The following is a 12,024-nucleotide window of genomic DNA, read 5'->3' as shown; positions in this document are numbered from 1 at the left end:
TGTAATGTTTGATTTTTTATATAATGATATAAGCTATATAGGGCTTTTTATAGTATGTTTTCTCTCTAGCACGCTTTTACCTATGGCAAGTGAGGCTTTTGTGCTTGCTTTTGTGAAATTAGATTTTAATGCTTATATGGTTTTATTTATAGCAAGTTTGGGAAATACTTTGGGTAGTTTAAGTACTTATGCATTAGCTTATTTTGGAGAGAGTCAAATTTTGGAAAAATATTTTAAAAACTCTTTATGTAAATTAGAAAAAATCAATGCAAACTTTAAAAAATTTGGCTCTTTGTATGCTTTTTTTACTTTTTTGCCCATAGTGGGAGATCTTTTTGCACTAGGGCTTGGATTTGCTAAGTATTCTTTTTTAAAAGCAAGTATTTTTATAGCCTTGGGTAAATTAAGTCGTTATGCTTTTGTAATTTTCATAGCAAATTCCATTTAAAAGCCTTGATTTTAAAAGATTTAAAAGTCTAGCATTATCAACATCTTTTAAAACTTTTATGGTGTTTTTTAATTCATGATTTTTCATAGGCATTTTTGCATCTTTAAAACACCTTATCGTGCTTCCTCTAGCAAAAGTACTATCACAAATGACATCTACTAAATACTCATCAAAATTTGCTAAATTTGGATCAAGCATATAAGCAATAGTTAATGCATCGTGTATCCATGTGCCATTTGTGCCTCTTGTTTTGCTTGCATAATCAATCCAAACTCTTAAAGTCTGCACTAAAAAATCACAAAGTGGATTTTGATTTTCTAAAGTATTTAAATCTTCATGCGTGAGCATAGTTTGCATTGTTGCATTATAAGGAACAAGTGTGATTTTAGCTCTTGAGTTTAAAACTATACTAGCAGCTTCAGGATCAAAGCCAAAATTTGTATCTTTGATATGATAAGGCATATCAAAACTTCCACCCATGATAAAAATTTCTTTTACATTTTTATCAAAGTCTTTAAAAAGCTTCATAGCTATGGCTATATTTGTTAAAGGCCCTATAGTGCAAATTGAAATTTCACCTGGGTTTTGCATAATAAGCTCACCCATTTTCATACAAGCATTTGGGTTTATGTTTTCTAAGATTTTTATAGGTTTTATATGATCCCAAAGATGAGTAAGCTTAAACTCTTCTACGCCTTTATCTAGTCTTTGTCTCCAAAAATGACTATCTTCACATAAAGCTTCATGAGCACCTAAATACAAAGGTATATCTAGATTAAGCTTATTTAATAAATCTTTAGCAACACTATAAGCGGTTAAAGCTTGCACATTACCACTTAAAGTGCTAATCATTTCAAGTTTGATTTCTTTGGAGGCTAAAATAAGTCCAAGGGCTAAACCATCATCAGTATTAGCCCCTGCTATTCCATTGCCTATATCAGTATCTAAAATAAGGCGTATCATATCGCATCTTCTATTAAATTTAAATCCCTACCTCTAGTTTCTGGTGCAAAGAAAGTTGTGATAAAACCAATTCCTGCAGTGATAACAAAATACAAGGCTATTGGCCACCAAGTGCCATAATAAGCAAGTAAAGCTGAAGCTATCATAGGAGCGGTTCCTCCTGAAAGTATAGAGCCAAATTCTTTTGCTAGTGCCATTTTGGTATAGCGATTTTTTGCTCCAAAAAGCTCCACACCCCACGCAGCTTGTACGCCAAAAATTCCTAAAGATGCCAAAGACATACCTACGATGATAGTTAAAATTACAATAATTTCATTTTTACTATCAAGTAGCATAAAAGCAGGGAAAGCATAAAGCATTAAAAGCAAGCAAAAGGTTCTATAAGTAATACGCCTTCCAAATTTATCACTTAAATATCCTGCTAAAGGTATAACCAAAAATCCCACCAAAGAAGCGATAACAACAGCAGTTGTGGCTACTGATTTATCAAGAAGTAAAATTTTAGTTACATAACCTACTATAAAGCCTTGTGCAAGATAAGATGGTCCATTTTCTCCTATCCTTATACCCACCATAGTCCAAAATGCACGACTTTTCTGCCAAAAAGTTCTTTCATCTTTTTTCATATGTGCTTCATTTTCATGACGAATTTTTAGCATTAATTCTTTTTGTTTTTCAAAAACAGGAGTTTCTTTTACATTTAAACGCATATAAACAGCAAAAAGTGCTATAAAAATACTTCCTATAAAAGGAATTCTCCATCCCCATTCTTTAAAACTAGCATCATCCATACTTGTAACTAAAAGCCACACGAAAGCTGCAAGTAAGGTTCCGCTGTTTGATCCAAGTGCTATAACAGAAGAGATTAAACCTCTATGTTTGCTAGGAGCATATTCTCCAAGCATGACAGTCCCACCTGAAAGCTCAGCACCTGCTCCAAAGCCTTGCATAAAACGCAAAATAACCAAACATATAGGAGCCCAAATTCCAATTACTGCATAACTTGGTATAAAACCAATTAAAGTAGTTGAAATACCCATTAATGCAATGGTGCTCATTAATACATTTTTTCTTCCGTATTTATCTCCTAAATATCCAAAAAATAAAGCTCCAATAGGTCTAGCAATAAAACCTATACCATAAGTAACAAAACTAAGCAATAATGCTATAACAGGAGTTTGTTCAGGAAAGAAAACTTCTGAAAAAACAGTAGCTGCAGCTAAGCCATAAAGTGCAAAATCTGCATATTCCATGGCAGTTCCTAGCCAGCATGAAAACACAGCCTTTTTAAATGCCTTTTTTCCTTGTGGAGTTTGAAAATTTTCATCCGCGATTGATTTTGTTTGCAAGATTAAACCTTTGTTTTAAATTTAAAATATAATTGTAACTAAAATGCTTAAAATGGAAATTTAATACTTTTTACCGACTTTTAAATAATTTTGGGCGATAATTATTATTATTTTTTAATATAGGAAAAAAATGAAAACTTTAACAATAATTGATACTTTTGGCTTTTTCTTTAGACTTTTTTATGCTTTAAAGGGGTTGAAAAATTCAAAAGGTGAGCCTAGTAATATGATTAGTGGTTTTGCTAATTTTATTTATAGTTTGAAAAATGAACATCCTAGTGATATGATTATTTTTGCTCTTGATAGTAAAGGAAAAACTTTTAGAAGTGAAATTGATCCAAATTATAAAATCAACCGCACTCCACCTCCGCCTGATTTATTAGCTCAAATTCCAATTTGCATTCAAATGATAGAAAAAATGGGTTTTTCAAGTTTTTCTTGCGAAGGATATGAGGCTGATGATATCATCGCATCTTTAGTTAAAGAGTGTGAAAGTAAGGATATTTTTATAAGAATTATCACTCAAGATAAAGATTTATATCAACTTATAAAAGATGATAAAGTTAGTATTTATAGCCCTATTTCAAAAAATGATTATAATGAAGCAGGGTGTTTGGAAAAATATGGGGTAAAACCTAGCCAAATAAGAGATTTTTTAGCTCTATGCGGAGATAGTTCAGATAATATCCCAGGGGTAAAAGGAATTGGTGCTAAGGGTGCTAAGAATTTACTTGATGAGTTTGAAAGTATTGAGGGAATTTATGAAAACTTAACACTAGTGCGTAATGAGAGAAGTCGTAATTTGTTGCTTGAAGGCAAAGAAAATGCCTTTTTGAGTAAAAAACTTGCTTCTTTGTATGAAAATTTAGATGTAAAAGATATGCTTTTAAATTGTGAGTATCCAAAAGATGAGCCTTTGCTTAAGATTATGGATATTTTAGAGCATTATGAATTAAATGCTTTGTTAAAAAAACTACGCACTAATCCTACTAATAAAGATAAAAATTTAGGATTTAATGCAAGATTAATTTTAGATGAGAAAGAATTATTTGAAATTTTAGAAAAAATTGATGATCAAAGCATTGTTGCTTTTGACACCGAAACTACGGGCTTGGATACTAAAGAAGCTAAGATAGTAGGGTTTAGTTTTTGTTTTCATGAAAGTGAAGCCTTTTATGTGCCACTTGCACATGATTATTTAGGAGTTTGTAAGCAAATTTCTATGCAAGTAGCTAAAAAGGGTATAGAAAAAATATATCAAAGCACGGTTATAGGCCATAATCTTAAATATGACTTTGAAATCATAAAAAATAATTTTAATTTACTTCCTCCAAAAAACTATGCTGATACTATGATACTTGCATGGCTTAAAGAGCCAAGTTTGCGTGTAAATATGGATGATTTGGCAAAAAGATTGTTTGCTTATGAGACTTTACATTTTGAAGACTTGGTAAAAAAAGGAGAAAACTTTGCAGGAGTGGATGTAGAAAAAGCTTGTAAATATGCTGCTGAAGATGCTTATATTACTTTAAGATTTTATTTGTATTTTTTAAAAAATTTAGAAAAGCCTTTATTTGAACTTGCACAAAAAAGTGAGTTTGAATTTATCAAAGTGCTTATTATGATGGAAAATAATGGCATTAAACTTGACACTCAAAAGCTTGAAAACTTAATGCAAAGTTTTAATCAAGATATTAAAATACTAAGTGAAAAAATATATGATTTAGCGGGTGAAAAATTTAATATTAACTCTCCTAAACAAGTAGGGGATATTTTATTTGAAAAATTAAAATTACCAAGTGGTAAAAAAAGCAAAACAGGTTATTCTACTGATGAAAAGGTTTTAAATGCTATTTTAGATGAACATTTGATTGTAAAAGAAATTTTAGCTTACAGAGAGCTTGCAAAATTAGTTTCTACTTATTGTGAACCTTTGTTAAAATTAGCTAAAAAAGATGAAAATTCAAGAATTTATTCAAGTTTTTTGCAAACAGGAACAGCTACTGGACGCCTTTCATCAAAAGATCCAAATTTGCAAAATATCCCTGCACATGGTCAATATGCTAAAGATTATAAATCTTGCTTTATTGCAAAAGAAGGATTTAGTTTTATCTCACTTGATTATTCACAAATTGAGCTTAGAATGCTAGCACATTTTAGTGAAGATGAGAAATTATTAGAAGCGTTTTCAAACGATGAGGATATTCATGCAAAAACTGCTATTATGATTTTTGGCCATAGTGATTATGAGACAAGAAGTATTGCTAAAAGTATAAATTTTGGTCTTATTTATGGTATGGGTTATAAGACTTTGAGCCAAAATTTAAAAATAGAAGCGAAATTAGCTAAAGAATATATTGAAAAATATTTTGAGAATTTTACTAGTATTAAAACTTATTTTGAAAAAGTAAAAAATGAAGCTAAGCAAAATGGCTTTATAAGTACTTTACTAGGTCGTAAGCGTTATTTTGATTTTGAAAATGTAAAGCCTATGCAAATTGCAATGCATGAAAGAGAGAGTATTAACTCTATACTTCAAGGTTCAGCTGCCGATATAATAAAATTGGCAATGATAGAAATAAGTAGAAATTTGGATGAAAACAAACGCTTAATTTTGCAAATTCATGATGAGCTTATTTTTGAAGTAAAAGATGAACTTTGTGAGGATTTTGCAAAAAAAGCTAGTGATATTATGGAAAATATTGTAAAATTAAAAGTTAAATTAAAAACTTCATCAAGTATTGCCAAAAATTGGGGTATATTAAAATAAGGAGAATGTTTAATGGATCTTTCAACCATACTTGGGATGGTATTAGCTGTTGTTAGTATTTCTGTAGGGGATATTTTAGAGGGTGGTAACCCTTTGCATGTTTTACACTTAGCGTCTTTTATTATCGTGGTGCCTACAGCAGCTTTTTGCGCAATGACTTCTACACATAAAAAAATTGTTAAAGGTGCATATAAGGAATTAAAGGTAGTTTTTAAAGGTTCGGGGGTAAATTTAAGTCAAAGAATAGCTGAGCTTGTAGAATACTCTGTTATAGCAAGAAGAGATGGACTTTTGGCTTTAGAGTCAAAAACTAATGAAATTGACAATGAGTTCTTAAAAGAAGCTATGATGATGATGGTAGATGGTAAGAGCGTAGAAGAAATTAAAGAAAGTATGGAAATTCAAGTAGAAGAAATGGAAGAATATTATAAAGAATGTGCAGAATATTGGATACGCTTTGGTGAAACTTGTCCTACTATGGGGCTTGTTGGTGCTGTTTTTGGATTGATTTTGGCACTTAAACTACTTGATGATCCACAGGCTATGGCAGCGGGTATTTCAGGAGCTTTTACAGCAACTGTTACGGGAATTTTTGGAGCTTATGCTTTATTTGGGCCTTGGGGTAATAAAATGAAAGCTAATTCACATGATTTAATTAAGGAAAGAATAGTTATTTCTCACGCTATTGTAAGTATTGCAGAAGGAGCTAATCCAAGAGATTTGGAGGCAAAGTTATTTAACTATTTAAGTCATGATGAGCCTAGAATTTCTCAATTTGATAAATAAGAGTTAAAAATGGGAAAAAAACATAAATGTCCAGAATGTCCAGCAGGTGAAAAATGGGCAGTGCCTTATGCGGACTTTTTAAGTTTGCTTTTGGCACTTTTTATTGCTCTTTGGGCGATTTCTGAAAGTAATCCTGCAAAAACTGAAGCTTTGAAAACTGAATTTGTTAAAATTTTTGAATTCACTGCTTCTAGTCCTTTAGAAAAAGAAAGTGAAGTGCATAATAAATATAGCGCACCTTCAAATGCAAATGTAGAAGAGCTTGAAAAACTTAAGAAATTAAGTATTACTCAACAAGAAAATATAGAAAAATTAAAAGCAGCATTAGATCAAAGAGAAAATAATATAGTTTTAAATTTACCAGCTAGAGTTGAATTTGCTAGGGGTAGTATTCAGATTGATTCTGCTGATGTACAAGATTTTTTAAAGCGTATTAGTGAAGTGCTCAAGAAAATGCCAAAACAAGCTCAAATAGAACTTAGAGGTTATACTGATGCAAGCGATCGGGATCCTAAGAGAAATTTTGATTTAGCTAGTAAAAGATCTCAAGTTGTAGCTGATTATTTAATAGCTAAAGGAATCGATCCAACTCAACTTATAGTTGTAAGTTTTGGTGATAATTATCCTTTAAGTACAAATAAAGAAGATGAAATAAATAATAGGGTAGAGTTTTATATTCGTGTAGATTCTTCAGACAATCAAGTTAGAAAGTCAGTATTAGATCAAATAGAAACTTTTAAATAACAAATAAGCTTTATAAACTTATTTGTTATTTTCTCCGCCAAAACGAAGCAATGCTGAACCCCAAGTAAATCCACCACCAAAAGCATCAAGCAATATTAGTGAGCCTTGTTTTAAACGACCTTGTTCATAAGCATCATTCATTGCCATAGGTATTGAGGCTGCTGAAGTATTGCCGTATTTTTGCACTGTAACTACGCATTGTTCATCTGTAAAATTTAATTTTTCTTGCACGGCTTTAATAATTCTTAAATTAGCTTGATGAGGTATAAAAAGATCAATTTCTTCACTTTTTATATTATTTTTTGTAAGAATATCAACAACATCGTTACTTAGAGTATTTACTGCAATTTTAAATACTTCGTTTCCTTTCATTTGCATAGAAAGAGGAGAGCAAATGCTACTTTTTTGAGATCTTTGAGTTATTAATAAATCTCCAAACTCCCCATCACTTGCTGTATGAGTATCTATAATCGGATAATTATCATCTAAAGATACAATTCCAGCACCAGCTCCATCGCCAAATAAAACACAAATACTTCTATCTGTATAGTCTATAATAGAGCTAATTTTTTCAGCTCCAATAATTAAAACATTTTTCTTTGTTTTGCTTTCAACCATAGATTTAGCAAGTTCTAAAAGATAAATAAACCCTGAACATGCTGCAGAAATGTCAAAAGCAGTGATGTTTTTTAATCCAAGATTATGAGCAATTTTACATGCAGTTGATGGCATAGTAAAGCAATCAGGACTTAAAGTAGCAACAATAATAGCATCTATGTCTTGAGGTTTTAAATTCGCTCTTTGTATAGCTTTGATAGCTGCTTTAGTACCAAGATCACTTGTGTTTTCATCATCATTTGCTATGCGTCTTTGTTCTATTCCTGTTCTTCTTAATATCCACTCATCACTAGTTTGCACCATAGATTCTAATTCTTTATTGCTAAGTATTTTTTCAGGGATGTAAGAAGCTATACTTTTTAATGAAGCTTTAGTTGATTTCATAATTGGCAAGTTCTTTTTCTATAGTTTGATTTATATTTGATTGTGTAAAATTTAATGCTTGAAAAATAGCATTTTTAATAGCTTTTGGACCGCTTTTACCATGACTTATAATGACACATTCTTTCACACCTAGAAGTGGAGCCCCTCCATATTCTTCATAATCAATGTGGGTTTTTAATTCATTAAAAGCAGGTTTTGCTAAAAGATAGCCAAGTTTTGATAAAAAAGATTTTTGAATTTCTTGTTTTAAAAGTTTTGTAATAACACTTGCTACACCTTCACCGGTTTTAAGTAAGATATTTCCATTAAAACCATCGCATACTAATACATCTATCGTGCCATTAAATATATCTCTTCCTTCAGCATTTCCGACAAAATTTGGAAGTTGCTTTAAAAGTTGATGGGTTTCTTTAGTAAGCTCATTTCCTTTGCATTCTTCTTCACCATTTGAAAGCAAAGCAACTCTAGGCTTAGCAATTTTTAAAATTTCTTTAGCATAGGCTTCACCCATAATGGCAAATTGAAACAAATGCTCGCTTTTGCAATCAACATTTGCACCAACATCTAACACTAATGTTCTTGAATGGATATTTGGCATTAAAGTGGCTATTGCAGGTCTAGCGATATTGGCTAATCTTCCAAGTCTTAAAGTAGCCAAACTCATAGTAGCTCCACTATGTCCAGCTGACACAACAGCTTTTGCTTTTTGATTTCTTACTAAATCTATGGCTTTGTAGATTGTACTATCTTTTCGTTTTAATGCATCTGTAGAATTTTCTTCCATAGCAAACACATCAAAAGCCTCTTCATATTCTATATATGAGTTTAATTCTTGAGGGATTAAGGTTTTAAGCTTTTGAGGATCTCCTACTAAGACGGCTTTAAATTTTCGCTCTTTTAGAGCTTGAATTACACCTTCTATAATAGGCTTTTCCCCAAAATCACCACCCATTGCATCAATAGCAATGCTCGTCATTGTTCTTAATATTCCTTAGTTACAGGATTTACACGATGAGGCATTTTGTAGCTACCATCTTTATCCTTAATAGGCATAGGTAGGGTAACTTTGTAATGAGTTCTGCGTTTTGCTGCGCGAGTTTTGCTCACTCTTCTCTTAGGTACTGCCATTTTTTACTCCTTTATTAATTTAAACATTTATTACAATAAAAATAATCACTTAAGTAAGATTGTAATTCACTTGTAGCAAGCTCTATTAAGTCAATATGAGAGTCAAAAAACTCCATAGTATCACTTAAAGTATTATTTTCATCTTTAAAAATTCCATCGCTTGCAAAAAGCTCTATATTTTGATCGATTTCAAGTTCCATTTCATCACCACATCGATCGCAATTTCTATAAGTAAATCCTTTAAAATTAGCTGTTATTTTAGCTAATTTTGGATTAACTTTTGTAATAGTTCCTTCAAAAACTATATTATCAAGATCTAGTTTAAAAGGATAAGCTACAGAGCTAAGTTTTGCAAAGGCAATTTTCATTATAAAATTTCAGTTTTTGAAAAGAAAAATTCTATTTCAATTTTTGCATTTTCCAAGCTATCGCTTCCATGAACCGCGTTTGCATCAATACTATCTGCAAAATCTGCTCTGATAGTACCAGGAGCCGCTTCTTTTGGATTTGTAGCACCCATTAATTCTCTGTTTTTTAACACAGCATTTTCGCCTTCTAAAACAGAAACCACAACCGGACCACTGACCATAAATTCAACTAAGTCTTTAAAAAATGGTCTATCTTTGTGTACAGCATAAAATTCTTGTGCTTCTTTTTCTGAAAGCTGTATTTTTTTTGTAGCCGCTATTCTTAGACCATTGCTTTCAAAGCGTGTTAAAATTTGACCAATAACGCCTTTTTTTACTGCATCAGGTTTAATAATAGAAAGTGTTTTTTCCAAAATCGTCCCCTTAATTTAGATAAGTTTTATATTTATAAAAGAGCTAATTATATCAAAAAATGCTTTAAAATTATATAAAAATTGTAATTTTGAGTTATAAAATGAAGAAGCTACAAGCATCTTAAATACTAGAAAGATGCTTGTATTGGGTATTAATTAAGCAAATACCGGAGTTGAGCCATCTCTTAAATCGCTTCCGATATTATCACGACTTGGTTGACCACTAACTACATCGCTCCATACAATACAGCCATCAGTTGGACATGCACTTGCACATGCTGGCTGATCATTATGTCCTACACATTCAACACATTTATCAGCATAAACATAATATCTATCTTCGCCCTCAGGGTTATTTGCATCATCTACGATTGCACTTACTGGGCATTCATCTATACAAGAACCACATGCTATACAAATATCAGTAATTTTAACTGCCATTTTTTACTCCTTAAATATTAAAAGTTTAATATAAGATTATCAAAATTGTCTTAATTTTATTCTTAAAATCTTTTAATTTTGATAATAAAATTAATTTACATACAAATTTACACAATTAATAAATTTTTAAATTTACAAATGATATTATTTTGTTACAAATAAAATTTATTAATTAGGAGATAAACGATGATAGTAACTAAAAAAGCTATTGATTTTACAGCACCTGCTGTATTAGGTAATAATGAAATAGTTGGAGATTTTAATCTTTATAAAAATATAGGACCAAAAGGTGCAGTAGTATTTTTCTATCCAAAAGATTTTACTTTTGTTTGCCCTTCTGAAATTATTGCTTTTGATAAAAGATATCAAGATTTTAAAGATAGAGGTATTGAAGTAATTGGTGTATCTTGCGATAACGAATTCTCTCACTTTGCTTGGAAAAATATGCCGGTAAATCAAGGTGGTATAGGTCAAGTTAAATTTCCTTTAGTAGCTGACTTAACAAAACAAATTGCTAGAAATTTTGATGTTTTATTTGAAGAAGCAGTTGCTTTAAGAGGTTCTTTCTTGCTTGATGCTGATGGAACAATCCGCCATGCAGTTATAAATGACTTACCACTTGGAAGAAACATTGATGAAATGATTAGAATGGTTGATACTATGTTATTTACTAATGAACATGGTGAAGTTTGCCCAGCTGGTTGGAATAAAGGCGATGAAGGTATGAAGGCTGACCCTAAAGGTGTTGCTGATTATCTAAGTAAAAACGAAAATAAATTATAATTTTTTAAGCTGAAAGTTTTTCTTTCAGCTTAGCATAAATTGTGTTATAAAGTTACAATACTCTCAAAATATACTGATTAATATACATTTTTGATAAATGCTTTTAAAATATTATAACTAGGACATCATGTAATAAATAATTTACTTTTTATTTTATATATTTATTATTTTGTTGTTATTTTGTTATATTAATAGCATGATAATCGTTGTATAAAAATTTACTACAAAATTTTAAGGAGCTGTTATGGTTTTTTCATTTTCTAAGAGCTTATCTTCAAAGCTTATATGGATAATGTGTGTAGGTGTAGTTTCTATTGTAATACTGATTAATTTAGTCAGTTATTTTAATTCAAAAAATAGTACTTTTGATTTACTAACAGAAATACAAGTAAACAATATGGTGGATACAAATGCTCTGTATGATTTTTATGGAAAAACTAAAAGATTAGCTATAGAATCTTTAGCAGAGCAATTTTCTAGTAATTTAAATATGCCTTCAGAACAAATTATGCAAATTCTCAAACTAGCTGCAAAAACTTCTGGGTTTGAGCTAGTTTATGTTGGTTTTGAAGATAGTGGCAAAAATTATCAATCAGATGGTCAAGTACTTGATTTATCAAAGGGTTATGATACTAAAAATAGAGGTTGGTATAAAGAAGCTAAAGCAGCTGGAAAATTTATAACAACTGATCCATATAAATCTGTAACAACAGGAGAAATAGGAATTACTTATGCTATTCCTGTTTATGCTAATGGAAAACTCTTAGCGGTAGTTGGAGGTGACTATAATTTACATACTTTTTCTAAAGATGTTTTAGCTATAGGGCAT

The 12,024-nt window shown here is 30.8% G+C and carries 14 protein-coding genes; 6 read left to right on the top strand and 8 right to left on the bottom strand.

Features of this window, described 5'->3' with window-relative positions:
* The first annotated feature begins 4 nt into the window (after positions 1 to 4).
* A complete protein-coding gene (locus L8T82_RS02740; RefSeq protein ID WP_263659782.1) occupies positions 5 to 448 on the top strand; it encodes a YqaA family protein in 444 nt (147 codons plus the stop codon).
* Here L8T82_RS02740 and L8T82_RS02735 read toward each other — a convergent pair.
* Positions 404 to 1,408 (bottom strand): nucleoside hydrolase, encoded by a 1,005-nt coding sequence (locus L8T82_RS02735; RefSeq protein WP_263725860.1) that lies wholly within the window; start codon positions 1,406 to 1,408, stop codon positions 404 to 406. The genes L8T82_RS02740 and L8T82_RS02735 overlap by 45 nt on opposite strands.
* Positions 1,408 to 2,763: an MFS transporter gene (locus L8T82_RS02730; protein WP_087685416.1), complete on the bottom strand. Its 1,356-nt coding sequence runs from the start codon at positions 2,761 to 2,763 to the stop codon at positions 1,408 to 1,410. Before L8T82_RS02730 ends, L8T82_RS02735 begins: the two co-directional genes overlap by 1 nt.
* Positions 2,764 to 2,890: 127 nt before the next feature.
* Here L8T82_RS02730 and polA point away from each other — a divergent pair, with 127 nt between their 5' ends.
* From polA to motB, 3 genes are read left to right on the top strand one after another with little or no spacing between them, the layout of a single operon-like run.
* Positions 2,891 to 5,530 (top strand): DNA polymerase I, encoded by a 2,640-nt coding sequence (gene polA, locus L8T82_RS02725; protein ID WP_263725820.1) that lies wholly within the window; start codon positions 2,891 to 2,893, stop codon positions 5,528 to 5,530.
* Between the two features lie 12 nt (positions 5,531 to 5,542).
* The gene (motA, locus tag L8T82_RS02720) at positions 5,543 to 6,316 is read left to right on the top strand and encodes a flagellar motor stator protein MotA (RefSeq protein ID WP_133319563.1); all 774 of its coding nucleotides are present in this window, start codon (positions 5,543 to 5,545) and stop codon (positions 6,314 to 6,316) included.
* Between the two features lie 9 nt (positions 6,317 to 6,325).
* Positions 6,326 to 7,060, top strand: a complete 735-nt coding sequence (gene motB / locus L8T82_RS02715) for a flagellar motor protein MotB (RefSeq protein ID WP_133319564.1) — start codon at positions 6,326 to 6,328, stop codon at positions 7,058 to 7,060.
* An 18-nt stretch (positions 7,061 to 7,078) separates the two neighbouring features.
* On the opposite strand, the gene L8T82_RS02710 is transcribed toward motB, so the two are convergent.
* The 6 genes from L8T82_RS02710 to L8T82_RS02685 all read right to left on the bottom strand — a co-directional run bounded on the left by L8T82_RS02710 (position 7,079) and on the right by L8T82_RS02685 (position 10,412).
* Positions 7,079 to 8,062: a beta-ketoacyl-ACP synthase III gene (locus L8T82_RS02710; RefSeq protein ID WP_263659785.1), complete on the bottom strand. Its 984-nt coding sequence runs from the start codon at positions 8,060 to 8,062 to the stop codon at positions 7,079 to 7,081.
* Positions 8,049 to 9,038, bottom strand: a complete 990-nt coding sequence (plsX, locus tag L8T82_RS02705) for a phosphate acyltransferase PlsX (RefSeq protein WP_263671240.1) — start codon at positions 9,036 to 9,038, stop codon at positions 8,049 to 8,051. The genes L8T82_RS02710 and plsX overlap by 14 nt, the downstream gene beginning before the upstream one ends.
* 5 nt (positions 9,039 to 9,043) lie before the next feature.
* Positions 9,044 to 9,190 (bottom strand): 50S ribosomal protein L32, encoded by a 147-nt coding sequence (gene rpmF, locus L8T82_RS02700; protein WP_012662034.1) that lies wholly within the window; start codon positions 9,188 to 9,190, stop codon positions 9,044 to 9,046.
* Between the two features lie 14 nt (positions 9,191 to 9,204).
* On the bottom strand, positions 9,205 to 9,558 hold the full coding sequence (locus L8T82_RS02695; protein WP_087699608.1) for a hypothetical protein: 354 nt from the start codon (positions 9,556 to 9,558) through the stop codon (positions 9,205 to 9,207).
* On the bottom strand, positions 9,558 to 9,971 hold the full coding sequence (ndk, locus tag L8T82_RS02690; RefSeq protein WP_263725818.1) for a nucleoside-diphosphate kinase: 414 nt from the start codon (positions 9,969 to 9,971) through the stop codon (positions 9,558 to 9,560). The genes L8T82_RS02695 and ndk overlap by 1 nt, the downstream gene beginning before the upstream one ends.
* 156 nt (positions 9,972 to 10,127) lie before the next feature.
* Positions 10,128 to 10,412, bottom strand: coding sequence for a ferredoxin, 4Fe-4S (locus tag L8T82_RS02685; RefSeq protein WP_039619165.1), 285 nt, complete (start codon positions 10,410 to 10,412; stop codon positions 10,128 to 10,130).
* A gap of 186 nt (positions 10,413 to 10,598) precedes the next feature.
* Between L8T82_RS02685 and L8T82_RS02680 the strand changes: the two genes are divergently transcribed.
* Together L8T82_RS02680 and L8T82_RS02675 are read left to right on the top strand one after the other, a co-directional pair.
* Positions 10,599 to 11,195, top strand: coding sequence for a peroxiredoxin (locus L8T82_RS02680; RefSeq protein ID WP_133319569.1), 597 nt, complete (start codon positions 10,599 to 10,601; stop codon positions 11,193 to 11,195).
* A gap of 244 nt (positions 11,196 to 11,439) precedes the next feature.
* The coding region (locus L8T82_RS02675) for a cache domain-containing protein (RefSeq protein WP_263665462.1) at positions 11,440 to 12,024 on the top strand (585 nt) is incomplete at its 3' end.

The organism is Campylobacter sp. IFREMER_LSEM_CL292, assembly GCF_025771615.1.
Taxonomy (GTDB): domain Bacteria; phylum Campylobacterota; class Campylobacteria; order Campylobacterales; family Campylobacteraceae; genus Campylobacter_D; species Campylobacter_D lari_D.
The sequence above is the reverse complement of the archived record's forward strand: the minus strand, read 5'-3'. Positions and strand labels throughout refer to the sequence as shown.